At 55.0% G+C, this 16,600-nt stretch carries 15 protein-coding genes; 8 read left to right on the plus strand and 7 right to left on the minus strand.

What is annotated here, in order from left to right; translation table 11 throughout:
- The first annotated feature begins 123 nt into the window (after nucleotides 1–123).
- The 5 genes from ACFQI7_RS17480 to ACFQI7_RS17500 all read left to right on the plus strand — a co-directional run bounded on the left by ACFQI7_RS17480 (nucleotide 124) and on the right by ACFQI7_RS17500 (nucleotide 6,393).
- Nucleotides 124–2,100: a beta-galactosidase trimerization domain-containing protein gene (locus ACFQI7_RS17480; RefSeq protein WP_218098118.1), complete on the plus strand. Its 1,977-nt coding sequence runs from the start codon at nucleotides 124–126 to the stop codon at nucleotides 2,098–2,100.
- Between the two features lie 182 nt (nucleotides 2,101–2,282).
- Nucleotides 2,283–3,203, plus strand: coding sequence for an aldo/keto reductase (locus tag ACFQI7_RS17485; RefSeq protein ID WP_218098119.1), 921 nt, complete (start codon nucleotides 2,283–2,285; stop codon nucleotides 3,201–3,203).
- A gap of 276 nt (nucleotides 3,204–3,479) precedes the next feature.
- On the plus strand, nucleotides 3,480–4,571 hold the full coding sequence (locus ACFQI7_RS17490; protein ID WP_218098120.1) for a Gfo/Idh/MocA family protein: 1,092 nt from the start codon (nucleotides 3,480–3,482) through the stop codon (nucleotides 4,569–4,571).
- A 522-nt stretch (nucleotides 4,572–5,093) separates the two neighbouring features.
- Nucleotides 5,094–5,642, plus strand: coding sequence for an RNA polymerase sigma factor (locus ACFQI7_RS17495; RefSeq protein WP_218098121.1), 549 nt, complete (start codon nucleotides 5,094–5,096; stop codon nucleotides 5,640–5,642).
- The gene (locus tag ACFQI7_RS17500) at nucleotides 5,629–6,393 is read left to right on the plus strand and encodes a hypothetical protein (RefSeq protein WP_218098122.1); all 765 of its coding nucleotides are present in this window, start codon (nucleotides 5,629–5,631) and stop codon (nucleotides 6,391–6,393) included. The genes ACFQI7_RS17495 and ACFQI7_RS17500 overlap by 14 nt, the downstream gene beginning before the upstream one ends.
- Nucleotides 6,394–6,499: 106 nt before the next feature.
- On the opposite strand, the gene ACFQI7_RS17505 is transcribed toward ACFQI7_RS17500, so the two are convergent.
- Both ACFQI7_RS17505 and ACFQI7_RS17510 read right to left on the minus strand, forming a co-directional pair.
- Nucleotides 6,500–7,474 (minus strand): alpha/beta hydrolase, encoded by a 975-nt coding sequence (locus ACFQI7_RS17505; RefSeq protein ID WP_218098123.1) that lies wholly within the window; start codon nucleotides 7,472–7,474, stop codon nucleotides 6,500–6,502.
- A gap of 85 nt (nucleotides 7,475–7,559) precedes the next feature.
- On the minus strand, nucleotides 7,560–7,862 hold the full coding sequence (locus ACFQI7_RS17510; protein WP_218098124.1) for a YunC family protein: 303 nt from the start codon (nucleotides 7,860–7,862) through the stop codon (nucleotides 7,560–7,562).
- A gap of 195 nt (nucleotides 7,863–8,057) precedes the next feature.
- Between ACFQI7_RS17510 and ACFQI7_RS17515 the strand changes: the two genes are divergently transcribed.
- The gene (locus tag ACFQI7_RS17515; protein ID WP_218098125.1) at nucleotides 8,058–8,594 is read left to right on the plus strand and encodes a hypothetical protein; all 537 of its coding nucleotides are present in this window, start codon (nucleotides 8,058–8,060) and stop codon (nucleotides 8,592–8,594) included.
- A gap of 98 nt (nucleotides 8,595–8,692) precedes the next feature.
- Here the strand turns inward: ACFQI7_RS17515 and ACFQI7_RS17520 are convergent, their stop codons facing one another.
- On the minus strand, nucleotides 8,693–9,070 hold the full coding sequence (locus ACFQI7_RS17520) for a DUF423 domain-containing protein (protein ID WP_218098126.1): 378 nt from the start codon (nucleotides 9,068–9,070) through the stop codon (nucleotides 8,693–8,695).
- 387 nt (nucleotides 9,071–9,457) lie between these two features.
- Between ACFQI7_RS17520 and ACFQI7_RS17525 the strand changes: the two genes are divergently transcribed.
- A complete protein-coding gene (locus ACFQI7_RS17525) occupies nucleotides 9,458–9,667 on the plus strand; it encodes a hypothetical protein (protein ID WP_230414772.1) in 210 nt (69 codons plus the stop codon).
- 53 nt (nucleotides 9,668–9,720) lie between these two features.
- On the opposite strand, the gene ACFQI7_RS17530 is transcribed toward ACFQI7_RS17525, so the two are convergent.
- The 4 genes from ACFQI7_RS17530 to ACFQI7_RS17545 form a co-directional block, all read right to left on the minus strand.
- Nucleotides 9,721–12,021, minus strand: a complete 2,301-nt coding sequence (locus tag ACFQI7_RS17530; protein WP_218098128.1) for a glycoside hydrolase family 95 protein — start codon at nucleotides 12,019–12,021, stop codon at nucleotides 9,721–9,723.
- A gap of 103 nt (nucleotides 12,022–12,124) precedes the next feature.
- Nucleotides 12,125–13,234: an ATP-binding protein gene (locus ACFQI7_RS17535; RefSeq protein ID WP_230414775.1), complete on the minus strand. Its 1,110-nt coding sequence runs from the start codon at nucleotides 13,232–13,234 to the stop codon at nucleotides 12,125–12,127.
- Between the two features lie 321 nt (nucleotides 13,235–13,555).
- Complete coding sequence (locus ACFQI7_RS17540) at nucleotides 13,556–14,539, minus strand: aldo/keto reductase (protein ID WP_218098130.1); 984 nt, start codon at nucleotides 14,537–14,539, stop codon at nucleotides 13,556–13,558.
- 17 nt (nucleotides 14,540–14,556) lie between these two features.
- Nucleotides 14,557–15,570 (minus strand): NAD-dependent epimerase/dehydratase family protein, encoded by a 1,014-nt coding sequence (locus ACFQI7_RS17545; protein WP_218098131.1) that lies wholly within the window; start codon nucleotides 15,568–15,570, stop codon nucleotides 14,557–14,559.
- Nucleotides 15,571–15,754: 184 nt separating this feature from the next.
- Between ACFQI7_RS17545 and ACFQI7_RS17550 the strand changes: the two genes are divergently transcribed.
- Entirely contained in the window at nucleotides 15,755–16,588 is an 834-nt protein-coding gene (locus tag ACFQI7_RS17550) for a sugar phosphate isomerase/epimerase family protein (RefSeq protein WP_218098132.1), read from the plus strand.
- Nucleotides 16,589–16,600 lie beyond the last annotated feature (12 nt).

The raw sequence follows: 16,600 nt of genomic DNA on the forward strand, positions 1-16,600 counted from the left end.
CATGCGAGCAATGATCGATATAGTCGGAAATGTGCTACTTTCAGTCGGTCGTTCCCCTATAGCCCGTACCGAAAGCGCTTTATGCTGAAAGGGAACCTATTCGCCCAAAAAGGAGTGTGCTCCATGCGTTTCCGCCAAGTACATCTCGATTTCCATACGTCCGAAGCCATCCCCGGTATCGGCTCCCGCTTCGATAAGAAGCAATTTCTAGCGATGCTGCAGCTCGGACATGTCGATTCGATCACCGTCTTTTCCAAATGCCACCACGGCTGGGCGTACCATCCGACGAAAGCGAACGAAATGCATCCCGGCCTCGGCTTCGATCTGCTCGGCGCCATGATTGAGGCCGCCCATGAAATCGGCGTCAAAACGCCGGTATACATATCCGCGGGACTCGACGAGAAGCTGGCGCGACGCCATCCCGAATGGCTTCTCCGGGACTCGGGCGACAACACCAACTGGGTGGACGGTTTTATGAAGCCCGGCTATCACCAGTTTTGCTTGAACTCCCCTTACCTGGACATTTTGATCGCCCAGATCGAAGAGGTCGCTCGCGCGTATGACGCCGACGGTATTTTTCTCGACATTGTAGGGGTGCGCAAATGTTATTGCCATACGTGCGTGGCCGAACTTCGTTCCGAAGGCAAAGATCCGCGGGATACGGCGGCCGTACTCGCGCTCGGCGAACGCACCTACGCGAATTATACCCGCCGGGTACGCGAAGCGATCGACGCGATCAAGCCGGGGCTGCCGGTATTCCATAACGGCGGGCATATTCGCAGGGGACGTCGAGATCTGGCGCAAATGAATTCGCATCTGGAGCTCGAATCGCTGCCGACGGGCGGATGGGGCTACGACCATTTTCCGCTGTCGGCACGCTACGCGCAGGGGCTAGGAATGCCGTATCTCGGCATGACCGGCAAGTTTCACACCACTTGGGGCGAATTCGGCGGCTACAAGCACCCGAATGCGCTCCGCTACGAGACGGCGCTGAGCATCGCTAACGGCGCCCGCTGTTCCATCGGCGACCAGCTGCATCCGGAAGGCGCGATGGACCCGGCTACGTACGAGCTGATTGGGGCCGCTTACCGCGAAGTGGAACGGAAAGAGCCATGGTGCGCCGGAGTCGAAAGCGTAGCCGATGTGGCGCTGATCAGCGTGGAAGCCGTCTTGTCGGCGGCGGAAGAGAAACGGGAAGACCGTGCGGGAGGTTCCGACGCCGGAGCGGTACGGATGCTGCTCGAAGGAAAAATATTGTTCGATGTTGTTGATAAGGAAAGCGATCTGACGCCTTACAAAGCGGTCATTTTGCCGGACCGCATCCAGCTCTCGGATGAGCTTGCGGCCAAGTTGAACGCTTATCTCCGCCAAGGCGGCAAGCTGCTCGCGACCGGACGCTCCGGCTTGAACGAATCGGGCACCGAATTCGCCGTCGACCTCGGCGTCAAGTATATCGGCGAAAGCCCGTACAAGCCCGACTATTTCCGCCCGGGATTTGAACTCGGCAGCTGGAACAGCCCGGCCTCCTTCGTCTTTTACTCGCAAGGCCAACAGGTGGAACTTGCCGGCGGCAGCGAGCTCGGTTACCGGGAGTACCCGTATTTCAACCGGGACGTCTTTACGTTCTGCTCGCACCAACATACGCCGAGCACGGGCAAACATAACGGACCCGGCATGGTGGAGAACGAGCGCGGCATCTATTTCGCGTGGAACGTATTCGAAGACTACGCAACGAAAGGGAGCCTGGCCCTCAAAGAGACGGTGCTGTATGCGCTGAACCGGCTGCTTGCGAATCGCAAGACGCTGGAGACAAGCTTGCCGGCGCAAGGCATCGTGACGCTGATGAAGCAGCCTGCGGAGTCCCGCTACGTGAACCATCTGCTGTATGCGTCGCCCGTCAAACGCGGCAGCGGCATCGAGGTAATCGAAGACCTGCTCCCCGTGCCGGATACGAAGGTGACGCTAAGGCTGCAGGAACGGGTGAAACGCGTCTATTTGGCCCCTCAGCAGCAGGAGCTTCCGTTCGAGCAAGACGGTACGACCGTGCGCTTCGAGGTCCCCTCCTTCCAGTGCCATCAAATGGTCGTGCTGGACGTGTAATGCCGTAAGATGATGTCTGTCGTAAGACAGACATTCAGGATAGGAAGGCAAGAAATAAGAAGAAAATCGAGTATATTCAAGTTTCGCTATTTTGCTATTATTATGATGATCCCATCCATTAGGCACCGTAAATTTACGAAAGAAGGCACGCTTTTTTATCCCAATCGACAGGAGTGAAGTTCATGATTTACCGCAGTTTTGGAAGTACGGGATGGCAAGTTTCGGCTATCGGGCTCGGTACGTGGAATATCGGGAATCAATGGGGCGAAGTCGATGACGCAACAGCCTACGCCACGATTCGCACTTCGCTTGACCATGGCGTCAATCTGTTCGATACGGCCGAGTCTTACGGAATCCCGAACGGCTTATCCGAGCAGCGTCTCGGCAAAGCGCTCGGCGGCCAACGTCATAACGCCTATATCGTGTCCAAAATAGGCAACTTCGGCAAGCGAACCGGGCAAGGTGTTCCATTAACGACTCCCGATATGATCAGACTTTGCGCGCATGCATCGCTCCACCGGCTAAGAACGGATTGGGTCGATGTAATGCTTTGCCATGTGGGAGATATCCAAGACCCTTCGGTGTTTCTTGAAGGCTTTGACATTTTGAAGCGAGACGGGGAAATCCGGGAATACGGCATTTCCACCAACAATCTTGACGTGCTCAAACGATTTAACGCGAACGGCACATGCCGTGTAGTGGAGGTCGATTACTCCCTTGTCAACCGGCAGCCCGAGGAGGAATTTTTGCCTTATTGCGAGCAGCACGGCATCGCCGTGCTTGTCCGCGGCCCGCTCGCTATGGGACTGCTGTCCGGCAAATACTCGGAAGATTCCTTGTTTACCGACAGCGTACGCAGCGGCTGGAACCCGGACGGCGCAGGCCGGAAGCAGTTCGAGGAACGCGTGCGCAAGGTGAATCACATCAAACGCGTGCTGGCTGAAGGCGAAAATATGGCGACGACTGCGCTGCGCTTCGTCATCTCTCACGCTACGGCCGCCGTCGCCATTCCAGGCGCCAAGTCACCCGAACAAGCCGCAGCGAATGCCAAGGCCGGCGACAGGCTGCTAACCAAAGATCAGATCGAGCTCTTCGACCTATAAAGGAGCGACCGCATCCGTTCGCTACCTGCCGTTTGCAAAGCAACGGAGCTTTTCCGAGCAGGAACTTTCCAAGTGTCCGTATGAAACTATGTCAAGTCCTATCATGAGCCGCTGCCGAACCGTATCAAGATGCGAACCGGCAGCGGCTTTCTTTCGTCCGCCGATGTCGTTTTTTTACACACCGTGCGTCGCGTCCTCGGATTACCCGCCTTACGGCCCTCCGTTATAATGAAAGCAAAGACGAATCCCCGTTAAGGGACAGGAGGTCGTATACGAATGAAATCGAACATCCGCATCGGCATTATCGGCAGCGGCGGCATTGCCCGCGCGCATGCAAAGGCTTACAAAAAAATACCCGGCGTCGACATCGTCGCCGTGGCGGACGTCGTTCCCGGCAAAGCTGCGCAATTCATTGCCGATCAGGAGCTGACCAGCGCTGCGGCGTTTGAGGATCACAACCGTCTGCTCGAGCTTGACCTCGACGGAGTGAGCGTTTGCACGCCGAACGTCGCCCATCACCGGGCGAGCATCGATGCGCTTGAAGCCGGCAAGCACGTGCTGGTGGAGAAGCCGCTCGCCGTCACGCTGCAGCAAGGCGTCGAGATGGCGCAGGCGTCCAAACGGACGGGCAAAATGCTCAGCGTCGGCTTCCAGCCCCGGTACGACCCCAATATGGTGGCCATCAAGGAGCTGGTTCAGTCCGGCCGGCTAGGCAAAGTGTATTACGTTGAGACCGGCGGAGGCCGGCGCCGGGGCATGCCGGGCGGCACATTCATCAAGAAGGAGCTCGCCGGCGCCGGCGCAATGGCCGATATCGGCTGCTATTCGCTCGATATGGCGCTGAATGCGCTTGGCTATCCGAAGCCGCTCACCGTCTCGGCCGTCACTGCCAATTACTTCGGAACGAATCCAAAGTACCACAAAGAAGCGGCCGGCTTCGAGGTCGAGGATTTCGGCGCCGCCTTCATCCGCCTCGAGGGAGACATTACGCTGCAGTTCAAAATCTCGTGGGCTATGCATATGGATACACTCGGCGCCTCCTACTTTCTCGGCACGGACGCCGGCTTGAAGGTGACCACACCCTATAACGGCAGTCCGTGGAACGGCGTATGGGACGGCGGCGTAGGCTCGATTACGCTGTACCATGACGAAATCGGCCGCCATGCCGAAACCGTCATCCCGGTGCTCCAGCATCAAGTCGATCGCTTCTTTGAGAAAGTGAACGATTTTGTGAATGCGATCCGCGAAGATCGTCCGGCCCCGATTCCTGCAGAGCAAATTTTATTCAATCAGGCGATTATCGATGGAATCTTGCGCTCGTCGGAAACGCGCCATGAGGTTGACATCGTTATACCGGACCTTTCGTAATCATTGTTTTTTGTTTAATCCGCACCAAAAAAACAAGCGCCGTGCACGGATGCTGGTGTCCAGCCGTCCGCGTACGGCGCTTTCCTGTTGCATTCGGACTGCTATGACGCCGCCCGCCGGCAGCAAATGCGCCTGAAATCCGTTACATAACGCAATGACGCTCCCGCCGTCTTCCATCTCGGATGATCATTTAATAACGTAAGCCAGCAGCTTCCGTCTGCTCATACCCGCTTTCGCCGCAGCCTCTTTTCGCGCTCCGTCATTCTGACACCTTCCCAACAAGTTTTCGCTTCCGCATATGCCAAAGTATAGCGCCCAGCCGGCCTGACTTTATTACGAAATAATAGGACTGCAGCGCTTCTTTTTCTTTTCCATGCCTCTGCGTGTACACATTCCGCGGCAAGTTCCATTTTTGATCGCGGATGGCTATAGTGGGAGGAAGACATTGCAAATAAAACGAACTGTTTTTCAATTCGCCGTGTATATAGAGTGACAAGACGAACGAAAGGAGGACGCGGCATCATGACCCTGCATATTTCGCAAGAAGCGGCGCGGCGAATGTTCGAGGAATATTCGCCCTATGTATACAGAACCGCATGGCTGCTGACCAAATCGGAAGCGCTGGCCGACGATATTACGCAGGAGACGTTTATTCAGGCTTTCCGCAAATATGACGCTTACGATTCGAACAATCCTTTCAAGCCATGGATATACAAAATTACGCTCAATACGATGCGCAACACGGTGCGAAAGCACAAATGGCTGACACTGCTGGGAATAATCCCGGATCAAGCGGACGAGCGTTCGGTCGAGCGAGAAGTGATGGAAGGAGAAGCACAGGCCGAGCTTCGTAAAGAAATCGATCGGCTGCCCCGAAAGCTGAGGGAAGTGATCGTACTGCACTTTTATGCCGGTCTTAAGCTTGGCGAAGCGGCGGAAGCGCTAGATATTCCAGTCGGAACGTGCAAATCCAGATTGCATGCCGCACTGACAAGACTGCGGAAGCAGATGCCGCAAAACGAATATTTTCAATATCGGAAAGGCGGGAAAGAACTATATGATCGAGGATAACCATCGTGCGCATACGTGCGCTATTGAACAAACGTTAAACGCTCAAGCGGCGGAACGCAAGCCTACCGTTTCTTTCGATGACGTCTGGGACCGGTATACCGGCAAAACAGAGGCCGGCTTGCGGACTTTAAGCCGCATAAAAGTACGGACCTTGTGTATTGCAGCCGCGATCTTGCTGCTTGCCGCGCCGATCGGCTTCACGCCGTCGGTACGCGCCGCGCTCAATGAATTTATCGTGGTAAAGCTTATTAAAAACAACCGCGATCACGCCTCGATCTTCCATCATTGGGATGTGCAGCGCAAATGGGACGAGGCCCAATCGTATGCTACGCTGGAAGACGCAGCGAAAAGCACCGGTACGCCGTTCCCTGTCCCTGGCAAGCTTGTGGAGTATGAAAAGAGCGCACTGAACAAGCAATACAATGTAACGACGGATCACGGACAAATCGCGGGTTATTATTTCTCTATACGGACCCATGAACGGATGCTCGACGTGACCGCCAAGTATGAGGAACCGGCCGTCCCGTCGTTTTCCGCCGAATCGAGGGCGCAAGCCATGGTAAAGGAAACGACCGTGGAGGGACAACCCGCCAAGCTGTTTGCCGTGCAGGAGTTTCCGGGCTATACGCTGTATTTTGAACGAGACGGGTGGAAATTCGTGATCTCGGGCTATGCCTCCGGCGTAGGCAATGTGCAGCCGACTCCGTTTACCGAGGAGGAAATACGGCAGATCGCCGAGTCCATCCGCTAGGAAAAAGCTTCGGGTTCATGCGCTTCGACGAACATAAACTCAACGATTAGCGGTTGCTTTTCTTCCGCGCGAAAAGCTTAAATCGCTCGAATCGCAAGATTGCCGTTTATTGCGGCAGCTTGCGATCGAGCCATTCCACCACGTGCCGCATCACCTCGTCGCGGTTGATTTCGTTCAGCATTTCATGCCGGCCGTCGGGATACAGCGTCCACGTGACGTCGCACAAGCCAAGCTTCTTATACATCTTGACGAGCTGCTTGATGCCCTTGCCCTGCCGCCCGACCGGATCGCGGTCGCCCGAGAAAATATAGACAGGCAGTTCTTTCGGTATTCGATCCATATGAGTCCATTGGTGGATGTCGTTCAAACAGTGAAACATGTCCCGAAAAAAACCCGCCGTCGGCAGCGCGCCGCAGAGCGGGTCCTGCACAAACTTGTCGACCTCCGCCTCATCGCGGCTCAGCCAGTCAAACGCCGTGCGGTTCGGACGGAACACCCGGTTATAGCTGCCAAGGGACAGCCCCATCAACAGCTCGCTGCGGTGTTCCGCTCCCTTCCTCGCGCACAGGCTCTCCGCAATCTTGATGCCTAGTCCGAGCAGCGGGCCTTGTTTGCCGCTCGTCCCCGATAAAATGACGCCACGCAGTTTGCTTCCGTACCTGTACATATACTGCTGCGCCAAAAACGAGCCCATGCTGTGGCCGAACAGAAACACGGGAAGACCCGGATGATCCGCTGCGATCCGGTCGGTGAGCAACGACATCGCTTCGGTCATTCGTTCGAACCCGTTCTCGCCGACGACCATCAGTTCGTGGGGATTACTCGCCGTTCGTCCGTGTCCCCGATGATCGTTGGCATATACGATATAGCCCTCTTCCGTCAGCTTATGCGCCAATCTTTCATAGCGGGCGGCCGTTTCCGCCATGCCGTGGGCGATTTGAACGATTCCTTTCGGCTCGCTGCGCATTTCGCTTTCATCCGGTTCCCACCGGTAAACGAAGATGTCCCGTCCTTCCGTATCCGCAAAACGAAACGTATCGGTATGCAAGTCGGACCCCTCCCCTTCCGCTTTTTCATTCATTATACCAAGCCTCCGCACATGAAAAAAGACTGTCGGTCCCAAGACCGGCAGTCTATAAGTCGGCCCGCACCGCAGCGGGCAGCGTTCAAAACATAAGCGCTACAGCGTCTCTCCCCTTCATTCCGGGTACGACGCCGATCGCTTCCGCACCGTAAGTAACCGATTCCAGCGGGGCGTCAAGCAGTTCCTCAATCGTTTTTACACCCGTAGCCCGTGCCGCAATAATGCCCCGCTCCCGCAGACGTTCGTTAAGCAGCCCCACGTCCAATGCTCCGCACATGATATATCCCTTATCCGTCGTTACGACGAGCAGCGTCGTCTTGGGCAGCTTCACCTCGATAGCCAGTGCAGTGCGGCCTTCCAAATCGACCGGTTCCATCCGCATCATGTCCAAGCATCCTCCTTCGCAAGCATTTCATTGTACTATATGCTGTGCGCCGGTGACCTGTGTGTCATTTCCGCGTGGACCACCTCTGCCCTGTTTCGTTATAATATTTTCCATCTCATGTGAATGTTAGTTCTTTTTTCCTAATTTAAAAAATGGTATATTGGTAATGTTCAAATACGAAAGGAGGAGCCGTCGATGGATAGCCAACGTCCGGATTATCCGCAAAAACGCAAATTTCTTTTTAGCGTGGACATCATGATCGAAGAACGATCCAACGGCCGAGCTCTGGAAGCTTTACTGCATCTATTGAATTCGCAGCCGATCGAAGACTACGACATTAAGCAGGGCATTGCTTTGGGCGAAAAAATCGATACCGCGCTGCAAGATGCAATCATGAAGCAGAACCAGGAGAAAGCAGCCCACATCGCGCAAACAACTTCAGAGCCTCAGGCAGCCGGATCGGGTTCCGCTGGCAAGGACGGCAGCAAGAAAAGCAAAGCCGCCGTGACCGAAACAAACCCCTATCTCGAAATCTGGGATAAGCTCAAATCGTTCCAAAATAGCGGCACGCTCATCCGTCTTACCGTCATCAAAGGGAAAGGCATCAAGCTAAGCATTCCGTGCCGCATTATCAGCACGGACCCGGCCAGTGACAATGTGACCGTCTATCACGTAGATGAGAAAAAAGTGTATCTGCTAAAAATTAACGAAATCGACGATTTCGAAGCCTAGAATGAAGTCCGAGCCTGAAATATGGTTCCGGACTTTTTTTACTTCCATCCCAAAAAAATAACCGGCCATCGGCCGATTGGGAGGTAACGCGCATTCCGTTATTTCGATTTCTGCCAAGCTGCGAGTGCAAACGACAGCCAGCCGAATAAAAAAGCAACGCCGCCGATCGGCGTAATCGCGCCAAGCGCTTTAATTCCCGTAATGCTGAGAATATACAAACTACCGGAAAATACAACTATGCCGATCGCCATCGCCCATCCGGCTCTTCGCAAATGTCCGCTTGCTTGCAGCACGGACGATGCCAAACCGACGGCGATCAGACCGAGCGAATGCATCATTTGGTACTGCACGCCTGTCTGATAATTGGCGAGCATGTCCGGCGCCAGGCTTGCTTTAAGCGCATGCGCGCCGAAAGCCCCCAACGCGACCGATAAAAATCCGAAAATGCTGCCGAGACCGATAAACGTTCTATTCATTCTTTTCCCCTCCGACCCGTATCATGACCTTCGGAACGTTATCAACGATTCGAAGACATGGAACTGTACTGTCCGCCTTTCTTATCATAATGGATTTTTGGGCGGAAAACAAAAATAGAGCCCGCCGCACTTCTGCTTCCCCTCCGCCCGAACACAAAAAATACGCTCCATCTGCCCCGAGCCAAGCCAGTTGCAAAACACAGCCGCCTGCCATACTATGCATTATCCAAGTTGCAACTGTTACATCAGGCTTGTCGATGTCAGTTGTCAACAAAACGTTGCAACTGATCCATCATGCTTGCCGATGTCAGTTGTCAACAAAACGTTACAACGTTACATCGGGCTAGCCGATGCCGCTTGTCAACAAAGCCGTAGGAGTTGAGCATCGTGAGCAAAGCGAAAAAACCGCCCAAGAAAGGTACCCCTCCCTCCTCCATTGACAAAAACCAGTTCAATATGAAGGTGGTCACTTCCGATGTGTGCGAGAAATGCCGGAAATGCAGCCGGGGCCTACGTTATTTGGAAAAAATGTCCCAACCGGGCGCGATCGGCCACGGTGTTCCCTGCATTTTGACCAGGGGCAAGGCTTATAAATGATTCGGGCCGCACAAAGAAAAGCCGCATGGCAGTTCGCATGCGGCTTTTCTTTGTTATGTATGCAGCGTGTAGGTCTGTCCTTCGGCTGCATGGAATTCCAATACGGCATTCGAATATACGGAGGCAACCGCTCGCCCGTCTTGGGTGACGCGCAGCTCATGCGGCGTGCGCACCCGGCATATGCCGCTGCGCTTAGCCCGCAGCACTGCGCTGTCAAGCTGTCCGCCCGACCAGCGAATGTCTACGCCGTAGCCGCCTCTCGCGCGCAGCCCTGTCACCTCGCCGTCGGGCCAAGCCATAGGCAGCGCCGGCAGCAAGGCGATTTCCCCGCCGTGCGACTGCAGCAGCATCTCCGCGATCCCCGCCGTGCCGCCGAAGTTGCCGTCGATTTGGAATGGCGGGTGGGCGTCGAACATATTCGGGTAGGTCGACTTGGCGAGCAGCGCCTTCACGTTGTCGTAAGCGACGTCTCCCTCCCCGAGCCGCGACCAGAAGTTGATGATCCAGGCGCGGCTCCAGCCGGTGTGCCCGCCGCCGTGCGCAAGCCGGCGATCGAGCGTCCGCTTGGCGGCTTGCGCCAGCTCCGGCGAGCGCTGCGGATGGATCATTTCCCCTGGGTGCAGAGCAAACAACTGCGATATATGCCGGTGCCCCGGCTCCGCCTCGTCATAATCCTCAAGCCATTCCATAATTTGCCCGTGTTTGCCGATCCGGATCGGCGGAAGCTTCGTCATCGCCGCCTGCAGCTGTTCCCGGAACGCCTCGTCCGTCCGCAGGACGGATGCTGCGGCCAGACAAGCTTCAAACAAGGTGTGCACGATCTGGCTGTCCATCGCCGGAGCCATGCACAGATTGCCGCGCGTACCGTCCGGCAGAATGAATTTATTTTCTGGAGAAATCGAAGGCCCTGTCAGCAAGCGCCCCTGCTCATCTTCTATCATATACTCAAGCAAAAATTGCGCCGCTTCCTTCATGACCGGATACGCTCTTTCCGCAAGGAACGATTCGTCCAGTCCGAACCGGTAGTGCTCCCATAAATGCAGGGACAGCCATGCCGCTCCGAGCGGCCAGATCGACGCACTCACCAGAATGCCCTCAATGTGGGTGTCGCCCCACAAGTTCGTATTATGATGCGCGGCAAAGCCGTTGCAGCCGTATACCGTTTTTGCCGTTTCGCGGCCGCTTGGGCGCATGCGCTCGATCAGGTCGAACAGCGGCTCATGGCATTCTTCCAGGTTGCATACTTCGGCCGGCCAATAATTCATTTCCGTATTGATGTTGATCGTAAATTTGGACTCCCAAGACGGCGTATAGCTGTCGTTCCAAATCCCCTGCAGCGTTGCCGCAAGCGTCCCCGGCCGTGAGCAGGACAGCAGCAAGTAACGCCCGAACTGGAAGTACAGCTCGACAAGACCGGGATCATCGTTTCCTTCCTGCATGCCTGACAGCCGCACGTCCGTAGGAAGCTTATCCGCTTCCGATTCCGTAAGCGCCGAGGACGCCGTCCCCAGCCTGAATTGAACCCTGTTGAAGTACCGCGAATAATCGGCTGTATGCTCTCGCTTCAGCTGCTCGTAAGGCTTGAGTGCTGCCGCTTCCACCTGCTCCAGGCTAACCGCCTCGGGATCGGCGTAACGGAACGTCGTATTCGCCGCGATCAGCAGCGTAACCCGGCCCGCCTTCTCCACGGAAATGAAGTCGCCGATGATTCGAACGCTGCCGCCTTCGGCAACCGCCTTCACGGCCGCAGCGAACTGCACGCCTTCCTTGCCGCACTCGCCGTCCATCACAATCGTATCGTTACGGACACCGTGCGTACCGGCATCGAACGGCCTGCGCATCAGATGCGCCCCGAAGGTCAGCCCGCCGGGCTTATCGCTCGTCAAACGCACCACGAGCACCTGATCTGCCGCGCTGCTGAAATATTCGCGCTCATACCGGACGTCGTCCAGCACATAGCTGACTTTGGCCGTCGCCGTATTCAAATCGAGCTCGCGAACATATTGCTCCGGCGTCCGATCGTGCCCCGGCAAATAAAACAATAAATCGCCGAGCGGCTGGTACGGATGCAAATATTTGGGCGCGGACATCAGCGCCATGCGGGCGAGATGCTCCGCCTCCTGCTGCTTTCCTTCCATCAGCAGACGTCGCACTTCCGGCAAATGCCGAAGCGCCTCCGAACTGTTTGCTTTTTTCGGTCCGCCGTACCAGACCGTATCTTCATTCAATTGTATTTTTTCCTGGCTCACCGTACCGAAAATCATTCCGCCCAACCGGCCGTTGCCGATCGGCAGCGCCTCGGGCCATCGTTTCGCCGCTTCCCGGTACCACAGTTTGTGCTCGCGCTGCTGCATTCGGACCCATCCCTTCTCCTTTTAACATAGACTTATATTTTACCTCAAGCCTTCCGCAGGAAGAATGGATTTTAGTAAGCTTCATTTGGACAAAAGTAAGCTTTCACGCTTCGCGCATTTCGCGAATTTGAAAGTTCAGCGTGAACGTCGTGCGCTCATCTACGGAAATAAACGAGATGCCGCCGTTATTTTTCTGCATGATCGTTTTGCAAATCGCGAGGCCCAGTCCAGTCCCCTCTACCTTGTCCGTTACGAAAGGCTCGAACAGCGTCTTTTGAATTTCCGGGCGAATGGCCGGACCGTTGTTGGTAAATTCGATGACATACGTTTCGCTCTCCACATAACCGCGGATCATCATTTCTTTGTCGTGCTTGACGTGGGTCAGCGCATCGAGCCCGTTATTAATAATATTGGAAATGACCTGCTGCACCGCCACTTTCTGAATCGTAAGCAGCTCCTCCTCCAGCAGTTCGATCGATAAATTCACGTTTTCGTTCAAAAATCGCGGGTTCAGCAGCGAGACGACCGAGTCCAGCAGTTGTCTGGGCGTCACCTGCACGAACGGCTCTTCCATAACTCTTTTCTTCGAAAAGCTGAGCAAACCGGTAATTTGCATATGGATGTTTTCAAATTCGTTTTCCACTACATTCAAATAACGGTATACTTTCGAGCCGTCCTCGTTCGTCATGTTTTCCCGGATCAGCTTCAAAAATCCTTTGATGGAGGTTAACGGATTTCGGATTTCGTGCGCCATGCTGGCCGCCATTTTGCCGATCAAATTCAAACGGTCGTCGTGCAGCTGAATAATCGCGCGCTCTTGTTCGCTCAGCTTCGCATTGGTCAACTCCAAAAAGATGTGACATACGGTTTCCTGATAATACTGCATCCGGTCTTCCAGCTCATTCAGCAAGATCAGTACGCGACCAACCTCCAGCTCACGGCTTTCGCCCAAAACTTCATGCATCGCGCTTCGCCAATAATGATGGCTTCGCAAAATATGGTGGAGCGGTATGTTGTTCTCGACCAGCCGTTTGGCCCAATTTGGAGCGTTGGACATAATCTCGTGTTGTTCTTTGGGGATATGAAGCCCTGTGATGTACTCAAAGTAGCGCCCGGTCTCAATTAGCAGCGTATCCCCCTCGTAATAGCCGGGATAAGCGTTGCGGATCTTCACCTGCCAATTTCCAATTATCGCGCCCTTATGTTCCCGCAAAAAAGCAAGCTCCTTGTCAAACCTTGTCATCATACCCTCCATATGCGCGCGTCATAATAGTTAATCAATACGACAGAACGAATGGGATTTCCTGTCGTTCCGGCATAAAATTTGAAAGAAAAAAACTTTGCGAGCGATGCCGTCGCGATAAAACAAGTGCATGGTTCGATGGTGGAGCACTAGCGGTCTGAAACGCTTTGCTTACGGGCAAAAAGCCGGTGTTTTACTTGAAAAAAGACTTGACGGAAACCGGTCCGCCAAGTCTTGAAAACATGCTGCGCATACCGCGCAATCAACTGCTGCCGCCGGAGTGGGCCCTCTTTAATACGCGCCTCGGATACGGGTATGTATTTCCTCAGCATACAACGCCTCCAGCTTGCCCCGCTCCTCTGTGGAAAACGACGGCACGTTCAGCGCACCGAGATTGTCTTCCACCTGCGCCGTGTTTCTGAATCCGGGGATGACGCACGTAATGTTCGGATTGTCCAATATCCAGCGGAGCGCGGCCCGCGTCATATTGCCCCGTCCATCCGCGATCCATTGCAGTTTGCGGCTGAGCTGCACCCCCGTCTCGAACGGCAGCCCGGCGAACGTCTCCCCGACGTTGAAGCTGTCGCCGTTGCGGTTAAAGCTTCGATGGTCTTCCGGATCAAATGTGCTGCGTTCCGTGAACTTGCCGGTCAAAAGCCCGCTGGCCAGCGGCAAACGAACAAGGATACCGACGCCTTGCGCATGTGCTTTCGGAAGCAGCTCCCGCTCGGGCTTTTGCCGGAAAATGTTGTAGATCACCTGCAGCGCTTTTACATTCGGATACGTCAGACAGAGCAGCCCTTCCTCTACTGTTTCGACGCTGACGCCGTATTCGCGGATTTTCCCTTCCTGCCGCAGTTTGTCCAGCACTCCAAACACCGATCCGTCGCGCAAGATGTCGATGGGAGGACAGTGAATTTGATACAGGTCGATGCGCTCCCGCTCCAGCCGCTTCAGGCTCGCTTCGCAAAACGCACGCACCGATGCCTCGGAATAGACGGCAGGGTCGTGAATGTCCGCCGCCCGGCAAAACTTCGTTGCGATATATATCCGGTCTTCCCGCCCTTTGGTCGCCCGTGCCAGCAGCCGCTCGCTGTGGCCGCTTCCGTATACGTCCGCGGTATCGAAAAAGTTGACCCCTTCTTCCATCGCGCGCTCTAAGCCTTGGAGCGACTCCGCGTCGTTTACGCTGCCCCACGAGCCGCCGATTGCCCACGTGCCGAAGCTGATCTCGCTTACCTTCAGTTCGGTGTTGCCAAGCTGTCTGTATTTCATCGTTCGTGCTGCCTCCTTTAAAATAACGCTTTCAGCTCGTTCCCGAAACGGTGATACATCTCGACAAGCCGGTCTTCCAATCGGTCCTTCTCCGCTTCGACCGGATGCCCTTCCCGTTCAAACCAGCGAAGCATCATGTCCAGCCCTTCCGCTAGCGTAATGCCGTTGCGGAACGTCGGGATGTCCCGTTTAATCTTGGAATTATCGAACAAGCCGCTGTACTGCTTCTCATAATACAAATGCGCGAACAATCCCGGATTCGCTTCATGCAGAAGCTGCGAGCTCATATGAACCAATTGCGGTTCGCGGCCGACCAGCTTGCCGATTTCCAGGTACAGGTCTTCCCATACATGCAGATCTTCATTCGTCGCATGATAGGATTGCCCGTAAGTCCGTTCATTCCCTGCAGCCCCAGCAAAAGCGCTGGCCGTATCCGGAGCGAAGGTGAAGCTCCACGGCACGGTGCCGTCGCCGAACATCACGAGCGGTTTGCCGCTTTTGATCCGGTGCACGAGGTTGACGTTTTGCCGGAGCACGCCCATATTGGCTCCGCCGATGCCGAACGTCAGCGAAGGCCGGATAATCGTCACCGGAATTTCGCCTTTGGCGATAACGGTATGCAGATAGCGCTCCATCTCCGCTTTATGGTACGCATACGGAAACACCGGATCGTCCACAAGCGCCTCCGCATCCTCCTGTGCCGGAATGGTGCGGAACGGCCTTTTGTACGCTGCCGTACTTGAACAGAAAATGAGCTGACTCGCGCGTTCCTTGAACGTTTGCACGGTCAGGCCGGCATCGGAAGCGTTAAAAGAGATCATGTCGATCACGACATCAAAGCGGTGCGGCTGCATTAATGATTGAAATGCATCCTTGTCGTTCTTATCGCCGGTAATCCACTCGACATCATCTTGAAACAGCTCCTTCTTCGTCCCGCGGTTAAACAGTACCGGATGATGGCCTTGGGCCAACAGCTGTTCTACAATGCACCGGCTAATGACGCCCGTGCCTCCCAGAATCAATACTTTCATTCTCAGCACCTGCTTTGCTTCGTATTTGGAGTTTCTCTTATTTACAGTACATCCCGCCGTACGACAAGGCAAGCGATTACATGGACGAACCCGCGTTTGCGAGCAAGAAGTTAACAGCTGCACATTGCCTGTACCGGTGAACCATGTTATTTTTAACCATATGACGTTACAAGGAGGCCACCACATGCGCTACGGAATATTGGCACATAATTTAGGCAAAACGACGTGCGACGAACTGGCCCGCCGTACAGGCTCATACGGCTTTGAATTCGTTCAGCTGGCACTGTCCAAAGCGCTCACCGACCTGGATGCCGGTCTCGGCCGGTTAAGCCCGGGGCTCGCGCATCACGTGGCCGATACGTTTGCCCGTCAGGGCGTAAAAATTGCGGTGCTCGGCTGCTACATTAACCCGATTCACCCCAACATGGAGGAACGCCGGCACGGGATCGAGCGCTTCAAGGAGCATTTGCGCTATGCCAGAGATTTCGGCGCGAGCGTCGTCGCCACGGAGACCGGAACGATCCGGACTTACCTCGAAGCTTATCCACATCATAAAGAAGAAGACTTATGGAAGCAGCTTCGCATCGTCGTGGAGGAGTTGGCCGAGGAAGCCGAGAAATGGGGCGTTACCGTCGGCATCGAGCCTTCGGGCACCGAGGTGATCCACAGCGCGGACTTGATGCACCGGATGCTGGAAGAAGTGCCTTCTACGAACATCGGCGTCGTCCTGGATCCGTGCCACTTGCTTCAAGCGCATAACATCGACCGCCAACACGAGGTGCTGCAGCATGCGTTCCGGCAGTTCGGGCACCGGATCGTGCTCGCGCATGTGAAAGATATGGATTTCACCCCCGAAGGCAAAAAGAAATACGTTCGCATGGGTACCGGTTGCGTCGATTACCCGTTCTTCATGCAGCTGCTCCAGCAATACAAGCCTTACTCGAATGTATCCTTCGAGGGCGGCATCGAGCCGGAGGATATTCCAGCATCTATCGCCCATTTGAAGTCTTGCTTGTAAGAAAAGCCCGAT

The sequence above is a fragment of the Paenibacillus allorhizosphaerae genome, from assembly GCF_042659105.1.
Lineage (GTDB): Bacteria > Bacillota > Bacilli > Paenibacillales > NBRC-103111 > Paenibacillus_G > Paenibacillus_G allorhizosphaerae.

Bases quoted from the DNA above. Each gene is read 5' to 3' on its own strand.
- ACFQI7_RS17500 (WP_218098122.1), top strand. From the start codon at position 5,629: ATGATCGAGGATAACCATCGTGCGCATACGTGCGCTATTGAACAAACG.
- ACFQI7_RS17520 (WP_218098126.1), bottom strand. From the start codon at position 9,070: ATGAATAGAACGTTTATCGGTCTCGGCAGCATTTTCGGATTTTTATCG.
- ACFQI7_RS17495 (WP_218098121.1), top strand. From the start codon at position 5,094: ATGACCCTGCATATTTCGCAAGAAGCGGCGCGGCGAATGTTCGAGGAA.
- ACFQI7_RS17550 (WP_218098132.1), top strand. From the start codon at position 15,755: ATGCGCTACGGAATATTGGCACATAATTTAGGCAAAACGACGTGCGAC.
- ACFQI7_RS17480 (WP_218098118.1), top strand. From the start codon at position 124: ATGCGTTTCCGCCAAGTACATCTCGATTTCCATACGTCCGAAGCCATC.
- ACFQI7_RS17540 (WP_218098130.1), bottom strand. From the start codon at position 14,539: ATGAAATACAGACAGCTTGGCAACACCGAACTGAAGGTAAGCGAGATC.
- ACFQI7_RS17545 (WP_218098131.1), bottom strand. From the start codon at position 15,570: ATGAAAGTATTGATTCTGGGAGGCACGGGCGTCATTAGCCGGTGCATT.
- ACFQI7_RS17485 (WP_218098119.1), top strand. From the start codon at position 2,283: ATGATTTACCGCAGTTTTGGAAGTACGGGATGGCAAGTTTCGGCTATC.
- ACFQI7_RS17505 (WP_218098123.1), bottom strand. From the start codon at position 7,474: ATGAATGAAAAAGCGGAAGGGGAGGGGTCCGACTTGCATACCGATACG.
- ACFQI7_RS17530 (WP_218098128.1), bottom strand. From the start codon at position 12,021: ATGCAGCAGCGCGAGCACAAACTGTGGTACCGGGAAGCGGCGAAACGA.
- ACFQI7_RS17490 (WP_218098120.1), top strand. From the start codon at position 3,480: ATGAAATCGAACATCCGCATCGGCATTATCGGCAGCGGCGGCATTGCC.
- ACFQI7_RS17510 (WP_218098124.1), bottom strand. From the start codon at position 7,862: ATGATGCGGATGGAACCGGTCGATTTGGAAGGCCGCACTGCACTGGCT.
- ACFQI7_RS17515 (WP_218098125.1), top strand. From the start codon at position 8,058: ATGGATAGCCAACGTCCGGATTATCCGCAAAAACGCAAATTTCTTTTT.